The organism is Lysinibacillus sp. NPDC096418 (genome assembly GCF_044762775.1).
Lineage (GTDB): Bacteria > Bacillota > Bacilli > Bacillales_A > Planococcaceae > Lysinibacillus.
This window is the reverse complement of the sequence record NZ_JBIWEY010000034.1, coordinates 1-24,134: the sequence shown is the minus strand read 5'-3', so window position 1 is coordinate 24,134 and position 24,134 is coordinate 1. Positions and strand designations below refer to the sequence as shown.

28 protein-coding genes are annotated in these 24,134 nt (G+C 36.8%); 10 read left to right on the top strand and 18 right to left on the bottom strand.

Annotated elements, in window-relative coordinates:
* Positions 1 to 30: 30 nt before the first annotated feature.
* Positions 31 to 453, bottom strand: a complete 423-nt coding sequence (locus ACIQZG_RS19765) for a hypothetical protein (RefSeq protein ID WP_402757186.1) — start codon at positions 451 to 453, stop codon at positions 31 to 33.
* A gap of 396 nt (positions 454 to 849) precedes the next feature.
* Here ACIQZG_RS19765 and ACIQZG_RS19760 point away from each other — a divergent pair, with 396 nt between their 5' ends.
* A complete protein-coding gene (locus ACIQZG_RS19760; protein WP_402757185.1) occupies positions 850 to 1,902 on the top strand; it encodes an ABC transporter ATP-binding protein in 1,053 nt (350 codons plus the stop codon).
* 76 nt (positions 1,903 to 1,978) lie between these two features.
* On the opposite strand, the gene ACIQZG_RS19755 is transcribed toward ACIQZG_RS19760, so the two are convergent.
* Entirely contained in the window at positions 1,979 to 2,902 is a 924-nt protein-coding gene (locus ACIQZG_RS19755) for a substrate-binding domain-containing protein (protein WP_402757184.1), read from the bottom strand.
* Positions 2,903 to 3,065: 163 nt separating this feature from the next.
* Here ACIQZG_RS19755 and modA point away from each other — a divergent pair, with 163 nt between their 5' ends.
* The gene (gene modA / locus ACIQZG_RS19750) at positions 3,066 to 3,851 is read left to right on the top strand and encodes a molybdate ABC transporter substrate-binding protein (protein ID WP_402757183.1); all 786 of its coding nucleotides are present in this window, start codon (positions 3,066 to 3,068) and stop codon (positions 3,849 to 3,851) included.
* Between the two features lie 3 nt (positions 3,852 to 3,854).
* On the top strand, positions 3,855 to 4,511 hold the full coding sequence (modB, locus tag ACIQZG_RS19745) for a molybdate ABC transporter permease subunit (RefSeq protein WP_402757182.1): 657 nt from the start codon (positions 3,855 to 3,857) through the stop codon (positions 4,509 to 4,511).
* 308 nt (positions 4,512 to 4,819) lie between these two features.
* Here the strand turns inward: modB and ACIQZG_RS19740 are convergent, their stop codons facing one another.
* From ACIQZG_RS19740 to ACIQZG_RS19700, 9 genes are all read right to left on the bottom strand, one after another.
* Positions 4,820 to 5,218, bottom strand: a complete 399-nt coding sequence (locus ACIQZG_RS19740; protein WP_402757181.1) for a hypothetical protein — start codon at positions 5,216 to 5,218, stop codon at positions 4,820 to 4,822.
* A complete protein-coding gene (locus tag ACIQZG_RS19735; RefSeq protein ID WP_402757180.1) occupies positions 5,215 to 5,427 on the bottom strand; it encodes a helix-turn-helix transcriptional regulator in 213 nt (70 codons plus the stop codon). Before ACIQZG_RS19735 ends, ACIQZG_RS19740 begins: the two co-directional genes overlap by 4 nt.
* A gap of 194 nt (positions 5,428 to 5,621) precedes the next feature.
* The gene (locus tag ACIQZG_RS19730) at positions 5,622 to 6,011 is read right to left on the bottom strand and encodes a hypothetical protein (protein WP_402757179.1); all 390 of its coding nucleotides are present in this window, start codon (positions 6,009 to 6,011) and stop codon (positions 5,622 to 5,624) included.
* 450 nt (positions 6,012 to 6,461) lie between these two features.
* Positions 6,462 to 7,682: a translocation protein TolB gene (locus tag ACIQZG_RS19725; RefSeq protein ID WP_402757178.1), complete on the bottom strand. Its 1,221-nt coding sequence runs from the start codon at positions 7,680 to 7,682 to the stop codon at positions 6,462 to 6,464.
* Between the two features lie 262 nt (positions 7,683 to 7,944).
* Positions 7,945 to 8,178: a molybdopterin converting factor subunit 1 gene (gene moaD, locus ACIQZG_RS19720; RefSeq protein WP_402757177.1), complete on the bottom strand. Its 234-nt coding sequence runs from the start codon at positions 8,176 to 8,178 to the stop codon at positions 7,945 to 7,947.
* On the bottom strand, positions 8,171 to 8,650 hold the full coding sequence (locus ACIQZG_RS19715) for a molybdenum cofactor biosynthesis protein MoaE (protein ID WP_402757176.1): 480 nt from the start codon (positions 8,648 to 8,650) through the stop codon (positions 8,171 to 8,173). The genes moaD and ACIQZG_RS19715 overlap by 8 nt, the downstream gene beginning before the upstream one ends.
* Positions 8,647 to 9,171 carry a molybdopterin-guanine dinucleotide biosynthesis protein B gene (gene mobB, locus ACIQZG_RS19710; RefSeq protein ID WP_402757175.1) on the bottom strand — a complete coding sequence of 175 codons (525 nt, stop codon included), beginning with the start codon at positions 9,169 to 9,171 and terminating at the stop codon, positions 8,647 to 8,649. Before mobB ends, ACIQZG_RS19715 begins: the two co-directional genes overlap by 4 nt.
* Positions 9,132 to 10,424, bottom strand: coding sequence for a molybdopterin molybdotransferase MoeA (locus tag ACIQZG_RS19705; RefSeq protein WP_402757174.1), 1,293 nt, complete (start codon positions 10,422 to 10,424; stop codon positions 9,132 to 9,134). The genes mobB and ACIQZG_RS19705 overlap by 40 nt, the downstream gene beginning before the upstream one ends.
* 13 nt (positions 10,425 to 10,437) lie before the next feature.
* Entirely contained in the window at positions 10,438 to 11,454 is a 1,017-nt protein-coding gene (locus ACIQZG_RS19700; RefSeq protein ID WP_402757173.1) for a thiazole biosynthesis adenylyltransferase ThiF, read from the bottom strand.
* Positions 11,455 to 11,575: 121 nt separating this feature from the next.
* Between ACIQZG_RS19700 and ACIQZG_RS19695 the strand changes: the two genes are divergently transcribed.
* Genes ACIQZG_RS19695 through moaC form a run of 3 tightly spaced genes read left to right on the top strand, consistent with a single transcriptional unit; the run spans position 11,576 to position 13,132 of the window.
* Complete coding sequence (locus ACIQZG_RS19695) at positions 11,576 to 12,070, top strand: MogA/MoaB family molybdenum cofactor biosynthesis protein (protein ID WP_402757172.1); 495 nt, start codon at positions 11,576 to 11,578, stop codon at positions 12,068 to 12,070.
* Positions 12,067 to 12,657: a molybdenum cofactor guanylyltransferase gene (gene mobA, locus ACIQZG_RS19690; protein WP_402757171.1), complete on the top strand. Its 591-nt coding sequence runs from the start codon at positions 12,067 to 12,069 to the stop codon at positions 12,655 to 12,657. Before ACIQZG_RS19695 ends, mobA begins: the two co-directional genes overlap by 4 nt.
* Positions 12,650 to 13,132, top strand: a complete 483-nt coding sequence (moaC, locus tag ACIQZG_RS19685; RefSeq protein WP_402757170.1) for a cyclic pyranopterin monophosphate synthase MoaC — start codon at positions 12,650 to 12,652, stop codon at positions 13,130 to 13,132. Before mobA ends, moaC begins: the two co-directional genes overlap by 8 nt.
* A 112-nt stretch (positions 13,133 to 13,244) precedes the next feature.
* On the opposite strand, the gene moaA is transcribed toward moaC, so the two are convergent.
* The 3 genes from moaA to ACIQZG_RS19670 are packed head-to-tail and all read right to left on the bottom strand — an operon-like array spanning position 13,245 to position 15,451.
* Positions 13,245 to 14,261, bottom strand: coding sequence for a GTP 3',8-cyclase MoaA (moaA, locus tag ACIQZG_RS19680; RefSeq protein ID WP_402757210.1), 1,017 nt, complete (start codon positions 14,259 to 14,261; stop codon positions 13,245 to 13,247).
* A gap of 23 nt (positions 14,262 to 14,284) precedes the next feature.
* A complete protein-coding gene (gene fdhD / locus ACIQZG_RS19675; protein WP_402757169.1) occupies positions 14,285 to 15,091 on the bottom strand; it encodes a formate dehydrogenase accessory sulfurtransferase FdhD in 807 nt (268 codons plus the stop codon).
* Positions 15,092 to 15,103: 12 nt separating this feature from the next.
* Positions 15,104 to 15,451 (bottom strand): Na-translocating system protein MpsC family protein, encoded by a 348-nt coding sequence (locus tag ACIQZG_RS19670; RefSeq protein WP_402757168.1) that lies wholly within the window; start codon positions 15,449 to 15,451, stop codon positions 15,104 to 15,106.
* Positions 15,452 to 16,333: 882 nt separating this feature from the next.
* Here ACIQZG_RS19670 and fdhF point away from each other — a divergent pair.
* The 4 genes from fdhF to ACIQZG_RS19650 all read left to right on the top strand — a co-directional run bounded on the left by fdhF (position 16,334) and on the right by ACIQZG_RS19650 (position 21,582).
* Positions 16,334 to 19,270: a formate dehydrogenase subunit alpha gene (fdhF, locus tag ACIQZG_RS19665; RefSeq protein WP_402757167.1), complete on the top strand. Its 2,937-nt coding sequence runs from the start codon at positions 16,334 to 16,336 to the stop codon at positions 19,268 to 19,270.
* 4 nt (positions 19,271 to 19,274) lie between these two features.
* Positions 19,275 to 19,754, top strand: a complete 480-nt coding sequence (locus tag ACIQZG_RS19660; protein WP_402757166.1) for a helical membrane plugin domain-containing protein — start codon at positions 19,275 to 19,277, stop codon at positions 19,752 to 19,754.
* Between the two features lie 13 nt (positions 19,755 to 19,767).
* Positions 19,768 to 20,814, top strand: coding sequence for a P-loop NTPase (locus ACIQZG_RS19655; RefSeq protein WP_402757165.1), 1,047 nt, complete (start codon positions 19,768 to 19,770; stop codon positions 20,812 to 20,814).
* Positions 20,815 to 21,294: 480 nt separating this feature from the next.
* A complete protein-coding gene (locus ACIQZG_RS19650; protein WP_402757164.1) occupies positions 21,295 to 21,582 on the top strand; it encodes a hypothetical protein in 288 nt (95 codons plus the stop codon).
* 138 nt (positions 21,583 to 21,720) lie between these two features.
* Here the strand turns inward: ACIQZG_RS19650 and ACIQZG_RS19645 are convergent, their stop codons facing one another.
* The 4 genes from ACIQZG_RS19645 to ACIQZG_RS19630 form a co-directional block, all read right to left on the bottom strand.
* The gene (locus ACIQZG_RS19645) at positions 21,721 to 22,218 is read right to left on the bottom strand and encodes a CcdC family protein (protein WP_402757163.1); all 498 of its coding nucleotides are present in this window, start codon (positions 22,216 to 22,218) and stop codon (positions 21,721 to 21,723) included.
* Positions 22,219 to 22,241: 23 nt separating this feature from the next.
* Complete coding sequence (locus ACIQZG_RS19640) at positions 22,242 to 22,610, bottom strand: response regulator (RefSeq protein ID WP_402757162.1); 369 nt, start codon at positions 22,608 to 22,610, stop codon at positions 22,242 to 22,244.
* Between the two features lie 48 nt (positions 22,611 to 22,658).
* Entirely contained in the window at positions 22,659 to 23,369 is a 711-nt protein-coding gene (locus ACIQZG_RS19635; RefSeq protein ID WP_402757161.1) for a cytochrome c biogenesis CcdA family protein, read from the bottom strand.
* A gap of 297 nt (positions 23,370 to 23,666) precedes the next feature.
* Positions 23,667 to 24,134, bottom strand: a 468-nt coding sequence (locus ACIQZG_RS19630; protein WP_402757160.1) for a biotin/lipoyl-containing protein, incomplete at its 5' end; no start/stop codon positions are given.

Genomic DNA, 24,134 nt, shown 5'->3' with positions numbered 1-24,134 from the left:
TGGAGAGATGTGTTTTTTTAGATAATCATATTACCTCGCCCTCTTTATTCGCCAGATAATAACTACCGCAATTGCAATTAAAAACAGAGTGGGTAATATCTTCGAGGCTAAATTTATCCAATGAAATGGGGCTTTTTGAACATAAACAGCTTTCATCCATTGCTTTTCATCTGCAACAGCAATCGCCAATTCAGTGGATACACCTTTTATCTCATAATATTTCGTTCCTTTCGGATACGAGTTAGAAGCATTTCCATAGTAATCCCCTATCTCATTAGGTTTCGTTTTCACTTGCCCTATAACATTTCCTATATCAACTTCAAGTACACTTTCCTCCGTAACTTCGTAAACATTCCCATCCCAAACAACAAAAGAATAAGCCCAAGTTAGAGCTTGAGCAGAGGTAATAGATGTAAAGATTAAAAGTAAAAATAACAATAATATCCGCTTCATAGCTAATCCCCCCATTATTTTAAGAAGCAAATTCCTTATGTACTTAAGTAAAACTATAGATATTCACAATATTTGGTTTAATATAATATCAGGCTTGTTGATTAGGGATTTATTGTACAACCCCACAGCTTCCTCATAAAAATTTATCGTATAAATAATGGCCATTTTATAGATTGCAGCGAAGGGCTACTCGACTCCCGCGGGAAAAGCGAGACCCTGCACGGAGCAAAGCGGAGGAAGCGGCTCGGCGCTCGCCCGCAGGAAAGCGAGTAGCCCGTAGCGGAAATCCACCTTTTCTATCATTAGTATTGGATAAAGTCGGTTAATCAACACGTCTGATATAATATGTTACAATGATTTTTGTTTTTAGTGATCAAGTGAAATGAGGTTTAATAAATGAGTTTTCTTCAGCTAATGAATGTCCAAAAAGCGTACAATTTGCAGCAACCTATACTAAAAGAAATTAATATGAGTGTTGAAAAAGGCGAATTCTTTGTGTTAGTAGGTCCGTCTGGTTCAGGAAAAAGCACACTTCTGCGCCTTATTGCTGGATTGGAAAATATGACGAGTGGCACGATACAAATGAATGGAAAAACACTAGATACGGCTTCCCCTCAAGAACGAAATCTATCCATGGTTTTTCAAAACTATGCGCTATACCCTCATCTTACAGTAGAACAAAATATTTTATTTGGTTTAAAAAGAAAGAAAATTCATAAACAGGAGCAGCAAAAACGTTTACAAGAATGTGTGGAACTGCTTGAGCTGACTGATTATTTACATCGGAAACCAAAAGCTTTATCTGGTGGCCAACGTCAACGTGTTGCGCTTGCACGAGCAATTGTAAGCCAATCTCCGCTTTGTTTGATGGACGAACCTTTATCTAGTTTGGATGCAAAATTACGCACACAAATGCGGACTGAAATCAAACAACTGCAAAAAAAGTTAGGCATCACAACCATTTATGTAACCCACGACCAAACAGAAGCAATGACAATGGGCGATCGAATTATGGTCTTACATAATGGATGTATCCAACAAATTGGAACACCTTTAGAATTGTACAATCAGCCCAAAAATCAATTTGTCGCAAGTTTTATTGGCTCTCCTACAATAAACTCGGCCACTGCAGTGCTAGAAGATTCTACACTCATTATTGAAAACCAATTTAAAATGAAGCTTCCAACTGCTGTTTGTACACGTTTACCTCAGCATAAACCATTGACGATCTGTGTTCGTCCAGAGCATCTCCAAAAAGGGGATGTTTTGCATCTTCCTATTGTAAATATTGAACAGCTAGGACACGAAACACATATCATTGTTCAATTGGCAGATCGGACATGGACGATTAAATGGAGTGGCCAACATAGTTTTGAAATCGGTGAAATCCTTTCACTCCAACCTCAACATCTATTATTTTTTGATGCGGAAACAGAAGGATTATTATAATTTTTCTGTTCAATATAAAAAGTACTTGCCCGTTTGCGAGTACTTTTTTATTTCACATTTAACTGTTTTTATATGATTAAAGCGTTTCGTATATTATTTGCCCCATTTGAGATACATCATAATCACCCAGTGCGGCTACATCTGATTGGAAATCTGCTAAATTTAATATCTCTTTCACTATTTCAATCAAATGTTCGTTTTCAGGTGTTTTTAATAGGACAATATCATAACGTTCTTTAATCAGTGGTATAAAATCAACCTCTATGAGTTTAGATATTTTTTCAATTCCTATTGCAATATCTGCATGTCCTTTTGCCACAGCAGAAGCCACATCTATATGGCTCTTTTCTTCTTCGTTATAGCCTTCAATAGATGATGGAGAGATCTGATGAATACGTAATTGTTCATCTAGTAAAGTTCGAGCACCAGAGCCCTTCTCACGGTTCATCAATTTTAGTGGTTTCGTCTTAAAATCATCAAATGATTGAATTTGCAATGGGTTCCCTTTTTGAACATAAAAGCCTGCTCGGCGTGTAATCAAATTGATGAGAACATAAGAGTGACTCACAAAAATCTTTTTTAGATAAGGCGTATTGTAGTCTCCTGTATCACCGTCATACAAGTGTAAACTAGCAATATCACATTCTCCGTTATACAGCGCCATGACACCATTAAAGCTACCTTCATGTGAGCGCAATACTTTGTTTGATTGTTTTTTCTCAATATATTTCCCTAATAAATCTAATACTAAATCTTGTCCACTAATAATAATTCTATTATTTTTTGTTGTAAAAGTAGTTGGTGCAGGAGACGAAGCAGGAGTTACTCCAGTCTTGCCCTTTTGAATATATAATTGTAAATCTGCTCGATCCACCCGCATTTGTCGACCTACACGAAAAACAGGTAAATCCCCCTTTTTCACCAAATCATAGATAGTTAGTTTTGATACTTTTAATAATTGTGCAACCTCTTCAATCGTATAGGAATGTTCTTGTGACACGTAAAAAATCTCCTCCTATGTTTCTATTAATTTCATAGTAACGTATTTATGACATTTTTAACATCTTGAAAGTTTTTAACAATTAGCTATTTCATTTTCATACATAACTCATTATAATTAGTTATGTCTTGTTATAACGAGTTATAAAAGGAGTAACATCAAATTGAAAAAATTTAATAGTTTATTCGCTTCATTATTACTACTTGTCGGCATTTTAGCAGGTTGTGGTAACCAAGAAAGTAACAGCAACACAAACGAGCAAGTTGAATTAACGATTTCCGCAGCAGCTAGTTTACAAGAATCATTAGAGGAACTTCAAAAAAACTATGAAAAAGAACATTCTACTATTAAAATTACATATAACTTTGGGGGTTCTGGTGCATTACAACAACAAATTTCTCAAGGTGCTCCTGTAGATCTTTTCTTTTCAGCAGCCGAAGATAAGTTTGATGAGCTAGTAAGCAATGGGGCAATTGACCAAAAACAAGGAACGGATCTTTTAGCGAACGAATTAGTGTTAGTGGTTCCTAAGAAAAATGAAAAACACATTCAATCATTTGAAGACTTAAAAAATGCCGATAAAATTGCTATTGGTACACCTGAAACGGTCCCTGCTGGCAAATACGGTGTAGAAACATTGCAAAACATGGATATTTGGGAAGAGTTACAATCAAAAGTTGTGTATACCAAAGACGTACGACAAGTTCTTACTTATACAGAAACTGAAAACGTTGATGCAGGTATCGTTTATAAAACTGATGCCCTTGTATCCGAAAAAGTCGATATCGTGGCTACAGCAAAAGAAGATACACATACACCCATTATTTATCCTGTAGGTGTTATCAAAGATAGTAAGCATATAAAAGAGGCAGAGGATTTTTATAATTATTTACAAAGTGATGAGGCACTGAAAGTATTTAAAAAGTACGGTTTTCAAGGAGCTCATTAATTGATGAGTAGCGATTTCTGGTCACCGCTTAAACTTTCTATTGAGATTGCTATTGTAGCAGGAATAATTGTAATTGTAGCAGGTACTTTGTTTGGTAAATGGATGGCAAAACGAGATTTCAAAGGGAAGTTAATACTAGAAACTGCATTACTTTTACCAATGGTGTTACCCCCTACTGTAATAGGTTTCCTTCTCATTATCATTTTCGGCAAAAATAGCATATTTGGTGAGTTAATTATATGGCTATTTGACCAACCAGTAATGTTTACATGGTGGGCGGCAGTCATTGCCGCTACTGTTGTGGCATTTCCTTTAATGTATCAATCGGCAAAAACGGGATTTGAAGCTGTTGATGAGGACATTGAGAACGCTGCACGAGTTGATGGTGCTAACGAATGGCAAGTCTTTTTCTTCATTTCTATTCCTCTTGCATTAAAAGCACTCGTGTCAGGTGGAATTTTAAGTTTCACAAGAGCTTTAGGCGAGTTTGGAGCAACCTTGATGTTCGCCGGAAACCTTCCAGGCAAAACACAAACGATGCCCCTTGCTATTTACATGGCGATTGATTCCGGTAAGATGTCACTCGCTTGGTCATGGGTGATTTGTATGATCGCTATTTCCTTCCTAATGCTTTTAATCGTTCATCTCATGAAAGCATAAATGTAAAAGGCTATATTACTTGAGAAACGACAAAAATGAACTGCCCCGTAAAAGTTGGACGCTAACTTTACGGGGCCTTTTTTATGGTAAAAGTATGTGCTGAACAACGTATTCTCGTTACTCTATTTGAGTTAGAAATTATTTTATAAAGTAATAATAAAGCTTTTAATTTTGATATAAAAATATAAGAGGCTCGCTACAATATATTGTAGCGAGCCTCTTTATAGTTGTTTAATTCTTTTTCAACTAAGCACCCATTAGCACATAAAGATTTAAAATAAAGTTTTTTGATTTAAATTCCGCTATTATTAACTGTATTTTTTTGAAACTACAAATTCGGTAATTGGCATAGTTATCCAAGCCAGTCCAATAACAATTACAAGTGGGATATTCCTTATATCATTCATTGCAGTTACTCTTTCCGAAACAACTAAGACGATTATCATCAATAAAAGTAATAGATAATAACTAATTTTTGAACTTAAAAGCGTTACATGTTTCTCTAACTCATCTTTTTCTCCTTCGTGTTTCCCTTCCATTTCACCCCAAGTAATAGATTGGAATAAAAAACCAATCCCTAAAAATATAAAGAAGAGTGTAGAAGCATTAATTATTTCTTTTGTAATCCATTCATATATCCCATATCCACCAATTACAATAACAAGAACTAAAGAACAGATTAAACTAACCTTTTTTACAGTTGTCATTTCTTCTCATTCCTTTCATTATTAAAAACAAATAACTCTTCGATAGGAAGACCTAAAACATAAGATAAATTAAATGCCAATTCTAAACTTGGGTCATATTTATTATTTTCAATGGCATTGATTGTTTGCCTAGTCACATTACACAAATCTCCTAATTTCCCTTGTGAAAAGCCCTTCTTTTCTCTATATTCCTTAATTCTATTTTCCATCATTGAGCCACCTTTAGATTTTGTAAGGTGTAAAACATTCTTTACACCCATATTATAAAATAAGGCAAACAAGGTGTCAAACATGTTTTACACCTTGTTTACCTTATTTACTTACCATTGTTCATTATTGTACTAACCTCCCGTTCAAGAAGATTTAAACAACTTTATTATTTTCCAAAGGACTTTATTGTAATTTAAACATCTTTTTTTCTCTTAACATATTTATTGAAACGATTGTCAATTGCGTGAATAGCTAGTTCCAACGCTTTAATCCTTCTTTCTAAAAGCGTTCTTTGGGGACTACCAGCCTTTGACTTAACATAAATATTCTCAATTGATGGCAATAAACCAGCAAGAACATTGCGAGCTTCTGCTAAATCTTCCTCGGTGTAAAAATGGGGCTTTTGATTCCAAGTATTTTCTAGCATTGCTAAGCCGATGCAAACAGCTTTAAGCCGTTTCTTTACTAACGTAGTATTTGCGCCTTTCTGAGTCATCTGGGACAAGGCTTTTTCAAGCTTACTGATTGTCGATTGCAAAGATTTTATTGATTCCAGTTTATAGGGATTAGATAAATTTTCCATAATCGTGCTATCCTTTCTTTGTTTCAGAATTATTTCGCTTGATATTCGATAAAATCGTTAAGAACCTGATTTCACTCGCAATATTTTAACACAAATAATTAACTATCTTAGAAAGGAATTCTCAATAATTTGGTACTTGTTGAGCACTAGTTAAATAACGATCTGCCACTAAACTCCACATTCTTAATAAACGTATCTATTTCATTTTCTAATTCCTGTAGAAAAAGCTTGATAATTATTTACATCAATTATCCAATATGAAATCTCATTACTCGTAGGATTTTCAAGTGGCTCTGTGGATTTAATGAGTTAGATGATAAAGGGTTTCATTTCACTCGCAAGCTATACTCATTATTGAACTAATCTCCCCTGTTAACACATGAAGCGATTGTCCTAATTGAACAATCGTCTCCATAACCACAAAAGCAAAATGTAGAATCTGTGGATGTTTCAGTTCTTTTTGTAGAAAAAAGTTGGTGCATCGTCTACATTTTTTAACCAGCGATGTTCTTGATCATTTATATTCACTTTAACCCAAACATCTCCTTGGTCTTCTTTTTCAGAGGTTCGATACCAAGTAATCGTTGAACCAACCACTTGAGGTGTATTATCTATTTTATTGTTCTTTGGAAAAGTAAGTTGCCTTTGTTCTCCTGATTCAATATTAATTATATATAACGCTGTAAACATAGTTGGAACTGGTCCCAATTTCCACGCTTTGTTTTCTTTTGCCCGAGCAACAATTATTTCATTTGGAGAAAGCCATTCCAAATCTAGGTCTACATATCCTTTAGGTGTATAGTCCTTTTGTTTATTCACTGTAGGAATCTCGGTAACAGTGGTACTTTTGTTTACAACAAAAAATCTTCCTTCACCCGATATGAAGGCTAGCTGATTTTTTGTAGGAGCCCACTTTATCCATTTTTTATACCCAAGCATTTTCCCAATAACTTGAAAGTGCTCTCCAGCAGATGAAAGTACAGCTAATGTATTGCTATCATTGGACCAAGCCAAAGTAGGTGTTAATAGAAAGCTAACCCAACTTCCATCGAGACTCCACTTAAAATAATCTGCATCAATTGCAAATAAGTCGGTTGAATTTGTTTGAATGGTGTAAAAAGGCTTGATTTTATTCGTATCTAGATTGGCATCTACGGGCACTTTAAAAAGACGAACTGGTTCCCATCCAGTAGGAAGCAAATTAGATTGAGATGAAACGATAAATGCTTTTCCGTCGGGGAACCATTCAAAATCGCTAACACCTAGAGATACATTTTTAAAGCCGTGTGGTCGCCCATTTTTTGTATTTGTAACATTTAGGACACCGCGAGAAATGTACGCTAGTTGATTGGATGTTGGTGACCACTTAATTTCATTTGTTTCAATTATCGGATACGGCTGATAGCTTTCCTTTTTCTTCAAATCATAAATATACAAATACGCTTTCTCACCATTCTGGTCTCCAGCTAAATAGGCAAGAAACTGACCGTCTTTTGACCACTTTGGAGAAGAAGCATACCGACCTGTTGTAAGCTGTATTTCTTTGTCGCCCTCTTTTATCCAAAGTTGATGGTCTCGTATAAAAGCAGCTTTAAGAAGAACTTCGGCCGAAGAATCTAATGAAAGATTAAAACTAACGAATACTATTAATAATAAAATCCTAATTGCCATTAATCAGACCTCCTTATTATAGGGTGTCCTTATGAAAGGCATAAATTCGTCCTTCAAACATAACAAATGCTGGTACCATTTAGTGACAATTCAATCCTTTTGTCCAGGAATGTTTCCAATGCTAATTTGTGGTTCCATTATTAATAATCATTCTTTTCATTGTTCCCACCTTCCATTAACCTACGTGGTTCACTGAATAGCAACAACCATAAAAAAAGATGTAGTCGGTTCTACTACACTGAACCAACTACATCTCTTCTCTTTAGCCTCCACTAATTGGTGGAATAAAGGCGATTGTATCCCCTTCTTTTACTACTGTTGTTTCTGTTGCAAACTCCTCATTTACCGCTGTCATGACGTGTTGTAAAGAAACTTGTGGATATTGCGTTTCCATCCATTCTTTAATTTGCCCAACTGTCTGATCTGCCAAATCTACACTTAATTTTGACTCACCGATTACTTCTTGTAAGTGAGCAAACAATAATATATTAATCATCTAATCCCTCCTCAATTGTAGGTGGGTTTCCTTTTGGATAAGGGACATTTTCTAGTTGATCGCCAATCCATTCGGTCCCATCTTCCCAATGCTCTTTTTTCCAAATCGGTACAATTTGTTTAATTCGATCAATCGCAAATTCATTTGCTGCATAGGCCACTTTACGATGTGGTGATGAAACTGCAATGACTACGGCAATATCCGAGATTTCTAAATGACCGATACGGTGCGTAATCGCAACTTTCACTTCTGGCCATTGCGCTTGTATTTCTTTGGAAATTTGTTCAAACATTTTAATAGCCATTGATGGATAGGCTTGATATTCCAAATGAAGTGTTTTCTTTCCTTGTGTCATTTCACGTACTGTTCCGATGAAAACAGTAATTGCACCGGCGTTTCGATCGATTACTTTTTTTCTTACTTCTTCAACATCAATTGGTTGATCTAAAATTTCAAATAACGATGTAGTCATGATTTTCTCCTCATTTCTTGCATTAAAAAATCTATATATTGTGCTTTTTCGTTAATTGAAAAAGTTGGATAATCTAGTGATATATCTAGTGGATATGTCGGCCAATAAAGAACACAGACGATATTGGTTACTTGTTGTAGCAATGATTGATCTTCCGCTTGCCGCAACAGAACAACCTTCGGGTAATGTTCTTTTTTATAGCCTTCAATTAAAATAAGATCCATTTCAATGGATGAATAGATTGCTAATATATCAGCAAGTTGCCAGTTACTTTGGTGAATACTCATGCGCAATGTACCTGCACCTTCAACTGCTGTAATACTTGCACCTGCTTGCTCATGGCGAACACTATCCTTTGAACTTTCTATCATTGGGATACCGCCATGTCCATGATGCTTGATTGTACCTACACGGAAGCCTTCAGTAGTAGCGTGTGCAATAAGTTGCTCCATTATCGTTGTCTTGCCACTATTTTGATAGCCTACGACTTGTAAGATTTTTCGATCGTGCCCCAAGGCCATTCACTTCCTTGCAAATCTTCTAACAATAAGACTACTACTTGCATACCTTTTTCATATCCACGAGAACCTCCTGGTAATACAATAAACGCATTGGCTTCTGCTAAAGAAGAAACCGCACTAGACTTATCAAAACCAGACGGAATTGCTACTAATTGGCCGTTCTCGTAATATGCGCTTGCACGTATAAAACGAGTGAATGGATTCGGTTTTTTAAAGTCCGCACCTAAAATAGCCTGTTCTCTACGTAAATGTGGTTGTTTATTGCCGAATGCAGTCCGAATAATAGGTCGAGTAAATAGTTCAAAACCTACATAGCACGCTGATGGATTACCTGATAGACCAAATAATAATTGACCATTTCGAGCAGCAACCGTAGTGACACTTCCTGGGCGCATCGCCACTTTATTAAAAAGTACGTTTGCGTCAATAGCTTTATAAATGTCAGGTAAGTAATCATAGTCCCCTACCGACACGCCCCCAGTTGTTATCAAAATATCTACTTCTTGTAGGGCTTGCTTTACTACGTCAATACATAAGTTTAGATCATCGCTAAATTTCCCAAAGTATTTGGCGCTGGCCCCAGCACGTTCAATTTGCGCCATTATCATATAGGCATTACTATTTCGAATTTTCCCTGGCTGTAAGGATTCACCTGGTTCTAGTAATTCACTACCTGTCGCTATCACGCCTACGATAGGTTTTCGATAAACAGGTACTTGATCATACCCAAAAGTAGCAAGTAATGCGACAACCCCTGGATTAATAGTTTGTCCTTTTTCAATCAGGATGGCCCCTTTTTGAACGTCTTCTCCTTGATATGAAATATTTGTTCCTGCTTCATAAGAGCGTTTAATTGACATATATGGTTGATTGTCTTCTTCAAATGTGTGCGTTAATTCTAACATTACGACTGCATCACATCCTTTTGGGATAGGCGCTCCTGTCATAATGCGTACCGCTTCTCGGTGACCCACTTCATTCTGGAAAACATAGCCTGCACCAATTCCCCCTACTACTTTAAAGGTTATTGGATTATCTGATGATGCCTCTTGACTATCAATTGAGCGAATCGCAAAGCCATCATAAGGTGAACGATCAAAAGCTGGTACATCTTGGTCTGCAGCAACATCTTCTGCTAAAAAACGCCCATATGCTTGCTGTAGCGAAACGATTTCAACTTTTTCTTTGAAAGCAAACTCCATTACTCGACTAACAGCTTCTCCTACAGCAATTGGATTTCTTTTTTCTAACATTTGAAACACTCCTTTATCCAAGCAAACGATAATAAATGGTTTTTGCTTTTTGTATATCTTGTATCCCATGAAGTACAACACGTCCATCTTGGAAAATCACTAGTCGGTAATCTTCAGCTTGGCAAGCTAATAAATAAGGATTTTTTTGAATATCACCATAGGGACGAAGTTGGACAGCAAGCTGATCGAGATTATAATAAATCGGTTTAGGTGGACGAATTTGAATAGCATCGCGGCCACATAATATATCTAATTTTGTTTGATTTTCATATGACAAATACGGATAGGTCGGGCTTTTACCACAAGAAGGGCAATCACTACTACGGATTTTTTCCACATTTATTTCATAGTGTTGATTTTGCCAAACATCAAAAGTGAGGTAATTTTTTCGTAAAGCCTCTTCATCGCCTACTAAAAGTTTTAATACTTCTGCGACCTGATACGCAGCTACGATTTGAACAGTTGGACTAATGATGCCTACTGTATCGCATGTCATTCCTGTATTCGGAATGGCTTTAAGTAAACAATGTAAACAAGGTGTTTTACCTGGCACAATCGTATAAGTTGCACCATAACTACCAACACAAGAACCATAAACCCATGGAATTTGATATTTTTGTGCAAGGTCATTCATCATAAAGCGAACATCAAAATTATCTGTTGCGTCAACCATAACATCTACGTCTTCAAGCAGTGGTAGTATACGCTCAGTACATGCATCAAGAATTGATTCGTTGATTTCTACTTCTGAATTAATACTTTGGAGACGTTTTTTGGCAGCGATGACTTTCGGAACTTTCTCTTTAGCATCTTGTTCGGTATATAGTTGCTGTCTTTGTAAATTACTCCACTCTACATAATCACGATCTATAATCGTCAGCTTCCCTATGCCTGCTCTTACAAGAGCCTCTGCGCAAGCACTTCCCAATGCACCTACACCAATTAGAAGGACATGTTTCTGTCTTATTAGTTGCTGCCCTGTTTCTCCTACTGGGCTAAATAGTTGTTGTCTAGAATATCGATTATACATAAACGTGTTTGCCTTTCTTTCTATGATTTTTAGTTTGACCTTTTCATATATAGCATTATAATAAAAACATTGTTTTACAGTTGAAAACAAAATTTAATGCTTTAAAAGGAGGTCTTTTCCCTTGCATCCCACACATAATGAACTTCCTATACGAGCTGCCATATTAACTGTCAGTGACACACGTACAAAGGCGGATGATCTAGGTGGTCAGCGAATTCAATCGCACCTTCAAGAAGCTTCTTTTGAATTAGTGGACTATCAACTTTCAAAAGATGAACCTCTTGAAATAGCCAATCAAATAAAAACATGGTGCGCAAATCAATCGATTAATACAATAATTGTAACAGGTGGAACAGGATTTACACCAAGAGACCAAACTTACGATACAATCCTCCCTCTTTTTGAAAAAGAAATGATGGGATTTGGTGAATTATTTCGATCATTAAGCTACGAAGAAATCGGCCCAAAAGCCATGTTTAGCCGAGCTACAGCAGGTAGCCGTGAAAAAACAGCTATCTATGTATTACCTGGTTCCACGAATGCAGTAACACTTGCCATGTCAAAACTGATTGTTCCTACAGTTCAACATTTTGTCGGTGAGTTGAATCGCCTATGAAAATCGCTGGTGTTGTCTTAGCTGGTGGTCAATCTTCACGGTATGGTCAACCCAAAATGTTTGAATTATTTGCGGGTCGCCCATTATATAGGCATAGTCTCCTAGCCTTACAAAAAAATCAGCTACAGCCTTTAATAATCGCTACTAACGCAAGCTTGCAGTCAAAGTTTGTAGAAGAAAATGTAGAATGGATCATTGAACAACAACCTCATCAAGGACCTTTATTTGCCTTACACAATATAATGACGAATTTTCCCGATGTTGAATGGTTTTTTGTAATAGCTAGCGATATGCCTTTTATCAATGCAGATTTTGTCCAAACGATGCTCACATTTATCGGTGATGATTTTGATGCTATTGTTCCTAAACAAGATGCAAGATTACAACCACTTGCTGCCTTATATCGACGTAGTGCTTTGCAAAAAGCAGATCAATTAGTTCAACAAAACAAGCGAAGTATGAAAGTCTTGTTAGATCAACTTCGAGTTTGCTATGTTCCATTTGAAATCGAAAACTCAACGTTTATTAATATTAATACGCAACAAGATTGGCCACAAACAATTGAAAAGGAGACTAATTATGAGTAATTTTACACACTGGAACGAGGAAGGTCGTCCCAAAATGGTCGACATTACAGATAAAACAATTACAAGTCGTACAGCTATCGCTCGCAGTACAATCATTTTATCTGATGAAGTCTATCAAGCCATCCAACAAGGAGGCATAAAAAAAGGTGATCCTACACAAGTAGCACAAATTGCTGGAATCATGGGTGCTAAAAAAACAGCTGATATTATCCCAATGTGTCATCCAATTATGTTACAAGGAACTGATTTCCAATTTGAATATACAAAAGCAACGGTTGGTTACGAGCTTCATATTCAAGCTACGGTAAAATGTAGTGGGAAGACAGGCGTAGAAATGGAAGCATTAACTGCTGTCTCCATTGCTGCACTGACTTTTTATGATATGTGTAAAGCCGTCGACAAATCGATGGTCATTAAAGAAACATACCTCGTAGAAAAAACAGGCGGGAAAAATGGTACCTATGTGCATAAATAAACAGAAAAAATCGGCATTCTTTTGCCGGTTTTTTCTGTTTTACTAGTTCCTTTTCTCTTATACGTTCCAAAGAACAACAAAGCCAGTACCGACTAACACAACTCTATTTCATCTAACCACCGATGTGTGACATTTCAATTTTGGCGTCTTTCCTTGCTTTTATCGTCTGTTCATTTCGTTCATCAGAATAGCGATCATTTCGATTTTCCCAAACATCCGAAATGCGCTGGGTGATCGATTCATCATTTTCCCCAGACCTTAACAATTCTCGTAGATCTGTTCCTTCTGTAGCAAATAAACAAGTATATAATTTTCCTTCTGCCGAGATACGAGCACGCGAACATGTTGAGCAGAAAGAATCTGTTACAGATGATATTACGCCGATTTCTCCCTGCTTATCTTGATATTGATACCGCGTAGCCACTTCCCCTTTATAATTTGGCTCAACAGGGTTCAATTGAGAAAATTGATGTACTTGTTCAATGATCTCTTTCTTCGACACAACGTCATCTAACCGCCAACCATTCGAATTGCCGACATCCATAAATTCAATATAACGAAGAATATGCTGTTTCTCTTTAAAAAACTGTGCCATCGAAACGATATCTTGTTCATTTTTCCCTTTTTGAACAACCATATTGATTTTTACTTGTAAGCCTGCTTCTACAGCTTTTTCTATACCTTCTAATACTGTTGATACTTTTCCTCGATTGCCGTTCATCTCGAAAAAACGTTCCTCATCTAGTGAATCTAGGCTAACAGCTACGCGTGATAAGCCTGATTTCGCCAACTCAGCTGCATATTTTTTCAACAAAGTGCCATTCGTTGTTAAGGCAATATCCTCTACGCCATCTATTCGATGAATACGTTCAATTAATTTTGGAAGATCACGACGTAGTAAAGGCTCACCACCAGTAATTCGTATTTTTCTTACACCTAATGAAACGAAAATCTTTACTAATCGTTCGATTTCTTCAAAACTCAATATTTTATCGTGTGGTAAAAAGGCATAATCTGGACCAAATACTTCCGCTGGCATGCAATATTGACAACGAAAATTACAACGGTCTGTTACTGAGATCCTTAAATCTCTTAATGGTCTTTGTAGTTGGTCTTGTAGATTAGTAATTTTAATCTCTTCCTTTCATTTTGTTAACGCGATTCATTTGTAGGTAATAGAATACGTTCTTTGTGTGTATATATATTAAGTGTATTTTGACGAACAAAACCTACCGTTGTAATACCGAGTTCGTCTGCCAATTGCAATGCCAAGTCTGTTGGTGCTGATTTAGACAGCACCATTTCACACCCAATTTTAGACACTTTCAGTAAAATTTCTGATGAAATCCGTCCGCTAAAAACGATAACTTTATCTTGTATACTAATGTTATTTTGGAGACAATATCCATAAATTTTATCTAAAGCATTATGACGTCCAATATCCATTCGACTTAGTACAATGCCATTTACATCACATAGTGCTGCATTATGAACACCACCAGTTTGTTTGAATACGTCAGCCGAATTTTGCATTTCTCGCATTAAACGAAAACAATCATCTGTTGTAATACGCACATGAATGTCTTCCATTTTTTTTGCCGCAAGCGCATCATTCGCGAAAACAAAACCTTGTCGGCTCATGCCACAACAAGAAGTGATATATCGTTTATTCTGAATTTGCTGTGAGTACGGGTTAATATGTTTTGTTTTAACATGTACAAAGCCTTCTTTTTCTTGATGCCAAATTTCTTCGATATCTTCGGCATTGCGAATTATACGCTCAGAAGCTAAATAGCCAATAACCATGTCCTCTACATACTCCGGTGTGCAAACCATCGTAACAAATTCTTGCTGATTAATCTTAACTGTCACAGCATATTCTGTAACAACGATATCTTCTATTTCTTTGATTTGATTATTTTCAACACGTATAATCTCTCTTGCTACTGATTTCTCCATAAGGTATCCCCTTTACTCACAAATATTATCTTCAAAAACAAATACAGAAATAGCAAAATCCTCATCAATTTTAATATCTGAAAATAAATGAAGTAACTTACTACCCATCAATTCTTCCATACCCGCTGGTGTCTCTTTTGCATACAAATCTTGGATCATACTTGTACGTGCAGCATGAACCATTTTTAGCCCCTCAGGCGTACTCGAAATAAATCTTTCTGTCGGTGTGATATTACCATATAAAGTACTAACAGCCATGTTCTCTACGAACACAGTATGTATACGCTCAGGTCCTTTCCCAAAAATATCTTTACGCAATTTTCGAATGATGTCGTTAAATTCATGCACTTTTTTTGACATTTTAATGATGCTCCTATTCTATATTAGACTTAATTTATTATTCTAAATAAGTAAAATAATTACTAATATTTCCATATCATTAAAAAAAGCAGCTCTTCTCCATAACTTGTGGTTGACTTCCGCTCTAAAAGTGTACTTTCCAAGGGGGCGACCAATGAGCCGCTTCGCTCTCTTTGCAAAGCAAATTCCCCTACAGGAAAATCGCACTGCGTAACGAAGGAGGAGACTAAAGCCAAGCCCTTGAAGAGCGCTTGTTTACTTTAACAGAATGGAAATAATTATTTTTAATTTCACTCATTGAAGTTTTATTTTTCTATCGTCAAGGGAGTACCCTTACAGTTTGTTAATGATATAGTAACTTATAAAAAAATTAAAGAGAAAATGTTTGTTGATAAAAATTCTGATTTAATAGAAATTACAAATCTTATTGTTCATGTTGAGTGAAAACGCTATAATAAGTGTTACTAACAATAGAATTTTAGTATTTTTATTATTATGCAATGGTTTTAATCGAGTATAGTTGAACTATTTGCATAGTGGATTTTAATATTTGAATTCTATTTAATATTGTCTAAAAAATAAAAGTAGATTGAGTTTTTAGCAAGACCTGTTAAGAATTTTATCCACCATGAACAATCAGCATGTTTCTAGCGTGCTGTTTCGTGGTGGATTTTTTTTATTTTTTCAGCAATACCCACAGTGACACGACGTAATTAGCATTTCTTTATCTCCTTTAGATGTAGAAATTCGATAAATGGGGAATGGAATTGATAACAAGACAATCTTTACCTAAAATAATCAACTCGATATTCTACTCTCCATTTATCCTAAGTATTAACCTGTTGTCATATAAGTCTTTAAGAACAAAAGGAGGAAGTCATCTTGACTAAAATTAACATTAATGGCGTATCGTACGATGTAGCAGAGGGAGCTACTATCCTCGATACCATTAATCAAAACAGCATTCCCCACCCACAAATCTGTCATGTACCATCTGTAGATCCTATCAAAACTTGTGATACATGTATCGTTGAAGTGGATGGCCAATTAGTACGATCTTGTTCAACAAAAGCAGCAGACGGCATGAACATCCAACTTACTTCTGAAAAAGCGAAAGCTGCACAAACAGAAGCTATGGACCGTCTACTAGAAAACCATTTATTGTATTGTACTGTTTGTGATAATAACAACGGGAATTGTACATTACATAACACAGCAGAGTTAATGGAAATTGAACATCAAAAATACCCGTATGAACCAAAAGTTGATCCACATGAAGTGGATATGTCACACCCATTCTATCGTTATGATCCAAACCAATGTATCGCATGTGGACAATGTGTAGAAGTATGTCAAAACCTACAAGTTAACGAAACGATATCTATGGATTGGGAAGCTGAAAGACCACGAGTAATTTGGGATGAAGGCACTGCCATTAACGATTCTTCCTGCGTAAGCTGTGGTCAATGTGTTACGGTTTGTCCTTGTAACGCGTTAATGGAAAAAACTATGCTTGGCGAAGCTGGCTTTATGACTGGCCTTAAACAAGATATGTTAGACCCGATGATTAGTTTAATCAAAGAAGTTGAACCTGGGTATAGCGGTATCTTTGCTGTTTCTGAAGTCGAAGCTGCTATGCGTAGCAAACGCACGAAAAAAACAAAAACAGTTTGTACGTTCTGTGGTGTAGGTTGTTCATTTGAAGTTTGGACAAAAGACCGCAAAATTTTAAAAGTACAGCCTTCAGAAGGTCCAGTAAATGCTATTTCTACTTGTGTAAAAGGGAAATTCGGTTGGGACTTCATAAACTCTGAAGAACGAATTACGAAACCATTAATTCGTAAAAATGATGAATTCGTTGAATCATCATGGGATGAAGCACTAGACTTGATCACTTCTAAATTGGGTGGTATTCAAAAAGAATATGGTTCTGGTTCAGTTGGTTTTATCTCTTCTTCAAAAATTACAAACGAAGAAAACTACTTAATTCAAAAAATGGCACGTCAATTGTTCGAAACAAATGACGTCGATAACTGCTCACGCTATTGTCAATCTCCAGCTTCAGATGGCTTACAACGCACAGTTGGTATAGGTGGCGACGCAGGTACAATTAAAGATATTGCAAAAGCTGGCCTTGTTATTATTGTTGGAGCAAACCCTGCAGAAGGTCACCCTGTTTTAGCTACTCGCGTAAAACGTGCCCATAAGTTACACGGTCAAAAATTAATTGTTTCCGACATTCGTAAACATGAAATGGCTGAGCGTTCAGATATTTACATGCATCCAAACCAAGGAACAGACCAAGTATGGTTAATGGCCGTTACAAAATATATAATCGATCAAGGTTGGCATGATGAAGCATTCATTAAAGAGAACGTGAACTTCTATGATGAGTTTAAAAATGTCCTTGAAACTTACACACTAGAATATGCAGAAAAAGAAACGGGCATTTCGAAGGAAACGTTGATAAATGTTGCTGAAATGATTCGTGATGCTGACGGTACATGTGTACTTTGGGGTATGGGTGTTACACAAAATACAGGTGGCTCTTATACATCAGCTGCTATTTCTAACCTACTTCTAGCTACTGGTAACTATCGTCGTCCAGGTGCAGGTGCCTACCCTCTTCGTGGTCACAACAATGTTCAAGGTGCTTGTGATATGGGTACACTACCAAATGTATTACCAGGTTATCAAAAAGTAACAGACGACGAAGCACGTAAGAAATTTGAAGAAGCATATGGTGTAAAAATCAAACCTGAACCAGGTCGTACGAATATGGCAATGTTAGATGCGATCATGGAAGGTAAAATGAAAGCAATGTATTTAGTTGGGGAAGATATGGCGCTTGTAGATTGCGATGCGAACCATGTAGATAAAGTACTTTCACAATTAGACTTCTTTGTTGTACAAGATTGCTTCCTTTCACGTACAGCACAATATGCGGATGTTATTTTACCAGCAGCTCCATCTCTTGAAAAAGAAGGTACTTTCACGAATACAGAGCGTCGTGTGCAACGACTATATCAAGTATTACCAACACTTGGTGAATCAAAAGCCGATTGGGAAATCCTACAAGCAGTTGCTCGTCGCTTAGGTGCTGACTGGAATTACAGTCACCCAAGTGAAATCTTTGCTGAAATGGCTAGTCTTTCTCCATACTTCTCACAAGCAAACTATGATGTATTAGAAAATTGGGGTAGCTTCTGTTGGGGTAGCCAGGATGGTAAGGACACACCTTTACTATTTGAAGATGGCTTTAACTTCCCTGACAAAAAAGCTCGTTTTGCTTTAAATGATTGGATCAGACCAGTTGAATATGAAGCGCAATATGATTGCCTAATTAACAACGGTCGTATGCTTGAACACTTCCATGAAGGAAACATGACGAATAAATCAAAAGGTATTCAATCAAAAGTACCTGAGATTTTTGTTGAAGTATCACCAGAACTAGCAAAAGCACGTGGCATTGAAGATGGTGCCCTTCTACGTCTAGTGTCTCCACACGGTGCATTAAAATTAAATGCCCTAATAACAGAGCGCGTACAAGGAAATGAACTATTCTTACCAATGAACTCAACAAGCAAAGATTCTGCAATTAATTTCTTAACAGGCCCAGCTGGAGATGTTAATACATCTACACCTGCTTATAAACAAACAAAAGTACGAGTGGAAGTATTGAAACAAAAAGGCAAATCGCCACTTCCAAGAACAAACCCACGTTATAAAAAACGTCATCCGAAAAATGGTGTTGAAGTGCAACGTAAATGGGATCGTCCTGGCTACGTTCACTTAACAACAACTAACGAAGGGAAGTGATAGCATGGCTGCACCGATTACAACAATAAAAAAACAGCAATTAACAGAAGAACAAATGAAGGAAGAAAAGTTAGATAATTTAAAACAACTTCTTTCTGAGAATGAAGAAATGGTCAATCAAGTCTTTACGATCATGGCCGAATTAAATGATATCGGAGCGCTAGAAGCAGCTTCAAAACTAATTGAAGCCAAAGAAGATGTCGCTCATATCGCACTTGGTCAATTGACACGTAAACCTGTGACAAATATCATCAACAACATGATGGGTGTTGCTGGAGCACTTACTGAACTGGATCCTGAAACAACAACTAAACTTATTAAAGGTTTAAACACAGGTTTAGATGAAGCTAACAAAGCAGTCGAATCTGATGAAAAAGTTAGTGTCTTCAAGTTAGTCACACTGTTAAAAGATCCTGATGTCAACCGTGCCATGAATTTTGGCATTCATTTATTAAAAGGGCTTGGTAAAGGCTTAAAAGATTAAGGTGGTTTCTTATATGCTTACAAACGAGCACATTTTAAATGCGTTAAAAAAAGTTGATGACCCGGAACTTCATAAAAGCATCGTTGACCTGAATATGGTACGTAATATTCAAGTTGACGGTACACATATCTCACTTGATGTTATTTTAACGATTCCAGGCTGTCCATTAAAAGCAAAAATTCAACATGATATTGAACAGGCGTTAAAAGAGATTGGTGCTTCAAGTGTCTCGATTAAATTTGGCTCAATGACAGATGAGGAACGTCGTAATTTGACATCCTCTTTACAATCAAAGAATGTGACAGATAAAGGTATGCCTAAGATGCTTCTACCTGATTCTGGTGTCAAATTTATTGCAGTAACTAGTGGAAAAGGCGGCGTAGGTAAATCGACTGTGACGATTAATTTAGCAGTAGCCCTTGCCCGTCTTGGAAAACGTGTAGGTATTTTAGATGCAGATATTTATGGCGCTAGTATCCCTGCTATGATGAAAGCCGATCAAAAACCAACAATGCTTGATCAAACCGCTATACCAGTAGAAAGTAATAGCGTAAAAATCATGTCGATGGGCTTCTTTACAAATGACAACCAACCTGTCATGTGGCGTGGCCCAATGCTTAACAAATGGATTCGCAATTTCCTTACTAACACACTTTGGGGTGAATTAGATTATCTACTACTGGATTTACCACCTGGTACAGGAGATGTTGCCATTGATGTGGCGGCAATGATTCCACAAGCACAAGAAATTATTGTGACAACACCTCACAATGCAGCTGCACATGTAGCCACTCGTGCTGGTCTGATGGCTCAACATACGAAGCATTCGATTCTAGGTGTTGTTGAAAACATGGCTTACTTTGAAAATACAAATGGTGAAAAGAGCTATTTATTCGGTCAAGGTGGCGCTGAAAAATTAGCAGTTGATCTTCAAACGAATATTATTGCTCAAATTCCATTTGCCCAACCAGAGGAAAATACAGGCTCTTCTGTTTACGACGAAGAATCTATTCTCGGTGAGGTATTTACCAACCTTGCACAAGATATCATTTATCAATAAATGAGTTGATTTGAAGTTATTATTGTTAATCATCATTACTTAGGGGTCGATTTCAGGTCAGACTAGCGATTTCCTGGGGGTGTCCAATGCCCCCAAGAGTCGCCTAGCCCCCTCTTTAATCAATGAGCTCTCTTGGGTATGCTCTCATCCCCTACTTTTAGTGATGGACCAGTATTTTGTTATTGCTACTGATAGATTACTTGTTTCGAATGCTCTAGTCGCTTCACTTTCTTCTCCGAGTTAAACTTCCTGGGAGAAATTCTAGCCAACTGAGCTCTTATTTTTTAGAATGGTTGATTAAACATTTTAATCATACTATTTAGGATCATCACCGAAACATGTACTTGATTTAGAAATGATGTAAGCATATGGAACGGAAAGCGGCCGCCTGTAGTAGCTTGTACTGTCACGTACAGATTTTGGTGTAGAGACACTATTTAATAGGAAGAAACTAATAAGATAGAGAGATGGATTTTAATAATGGATGAACAATTAGTAGATTGGATTACGCGTTTTCAAAAGGAAAAAGATATAGAGGCTCTTACAAATTTAAAAGACTATTGCTACCATATGATTGAGCCGTTAATTGCAGAATTTACGGAGAAACACGGTGAAGATGCAGGAGAATTATTACGTTCAAAATGGGATAAGCGCTTTTATTTTATTTTTACGAAGTACCAATTGAATGTAGGATTACCTCTAGATTCGTTTGTCCAAAATACGTATCGCTTTTACTTTATGCAAATTTTAAAAAAGGCTGGTTATTAAAATACCTTTAATATCTAGCAAACAAAACCCCTGGCACATTTTACAACGAGCCAGGGGTTTATAAATTTAGTTTCAAAAGGCACTTGGCATGAATTTATGCCAAGTGCCTTTATTTGCAAGGAAGTATCTTCCCTCTCGTCACACGTTCTTAATAGGTAAGGTTTTCTTCACTTTTTTAAATTGGATAAGCATTGCAATGCGCCACGGTAAAAGCATTGCAAATGCTAAAATCCAGAACATTCCTGCCAATTCACCGACATCTATAGAGCTACTTAACACGATTTTCGCTACGATACGGAATATTAAAAGCCCCATCAAAATGAAGACAAACGCTTTTGAACGTTTTAAGTATATATCCTGATTTTTCACTTCAAATTTAGATGTAGCAATTAAAATAATCGAGCACAACATACCGACAATAGCAGCTTCTAAAATCTGCATGGGATGTACACGGAATTCTGGGAATAAAAACATTAACGCTCCCGATGACATCGCAATTGGTGGAATAATAATTTTCTTCTCACTTGTAGGTACTTTAGATGCCTTCATACGTACAAACATTACAAAGGTACCCATTACAATAGCCATGACAGTAGAACCTATTACATAATATTGAGAAGGTATACTACTAAACATAAAAATCCTCCTCTAATGGTAAATTAACATTGCTGACCGATTAATAAATCAGCAGCAGCTTTTAGCTTTTCCGGCTCAAAAGGTTTCGTGATAAAATCCTTCGCTCCACTCTCAATAGCATCTAGGATTAGTTTTTGTTGGCCCAACGCAGTAATCATAATAATTTTTGCATTTGGAAATTCTGAGATAATCTCTTTTACAGCAGCAATGCCATTCATGACAGGCATCGTAACATCCATCGTCACCAAATCTGGTTGTAGCTCTCGGTACTTAGCCACAGCTTCCTTCCCATTGACAGCATTGCCAACGACATCATAACCCCATTCATTAAACATATTACTAATTGCAACACGCATGAATAATGTATCATCTACTACTAAAACTGTTGGCATATATCCAACCCCCTACACTATAATAATGCATGACTTTAGTCTAGCAGATTAGAAGCCTATAAATCCACCAAAAATTGGTTGTAATAAACGCGTGATATACGTTAAGCCGTCAAAGAATAATAATACCCCAACTGCTATCATAACAAAACCGCCAACTTTTACTATTTTTTGACTGTGCGTACGGATCCAGGTCATACGTGCGATGAAGAAAGATAAAACAAAGAACGGAATCGCAAAGCCTAAAAAATAAGCGAACATATAGCTAAAGCCTGAGCTAGGATTTGCCCCAGCTAATGTAATAATCGACATTAAGATTGGACCAGTACAAGGTGTCCACCCAGCTGCAAATGCTATCCCTATTAGTATAGAACCGAAATAACCAGATGGTCTACTTTGAAATTGGAATTTTCGGTCCTTCATTAAGAAATCAATCTGCAATAAGCCAACAATCATTAAACCAAAAATGACGATTAATATAGCGCCAATTTGACGTAATAATGTTTGATAGTTAACGAAAAACTCTTTAGCCATAGATGCGCCAAGACCAATCATGATAAAGATAATCGAAAATCCTAGTAAAAAGAATAGTGTATGCAAAATTGCACGCTTTTGCATCATGCCGCGCTCTGATTTCAACTCATCTAATGACATACCTGTTATGTATGATAAAAATGCCGGATACAGCGGGAGTGTACACGGTGAGATGAAGCTTAAAAATCCAGCACCAAATGCTAGAAATACATTAATATCAGTTCCCATATTTTCTTCTCTCCTTACATTTACTGCCTTCATCGTACCAAAAAAGCAGGAATAATGCCCCCTTCTTGCCTGTGAACGTTTCATGTCGAAATAATGTAAACGCAATTAAGCAATAAAGCATCTTTTGAAGGTTCTTCTGCATTATGGGCTTGTCTATATTTCCTGTCAATCAAATTTACTATTTTCACATAAAATAGGAGCGACTCAATGAAATCTTGAGACGCCCCTGCTCTTTCTGTTAGTGATTCAAGTTAAATCGGAATTGCTTTCTTAACTTTTTTCATATCTGTAAAAGAACTATTCAATTTCAATCAACAAATCCCCTGTTGATATCGCATCTCCTGCACTCGCATACACTTCTTTTACCACACCATCTTTCGGTGCTTGTACAGTTGTTTCCATCTTCATCGCCTCTGTAATGAGTAGGTGATCCCCGCGTTTCACTGAGCTACCTTTTGAGACAACGACTTTCAACACTGTACCAGGCATCGTTGCGCCGATTTGGTTTGGATTGCTTGGATCTGCTTTTAATGCGATGCTGCCGTCCACTTCCACGGTCATATCTTGAATAACGAGTTCACGTGATTGGCCGTTTAGCTCGAAGTACATCACGCGTGTGCCATCGTGCTGCGATTCACCAATCGATACGAGCTTAATAATAAGCGTTTTCCCTTTTTCGATTTCCACTTCGATTTCTTCGCCTAATTTCAAGCCATATAAGAATGTTGGTGTGTCTAATACAGAAATGTTTCCGAAGTTATCAAG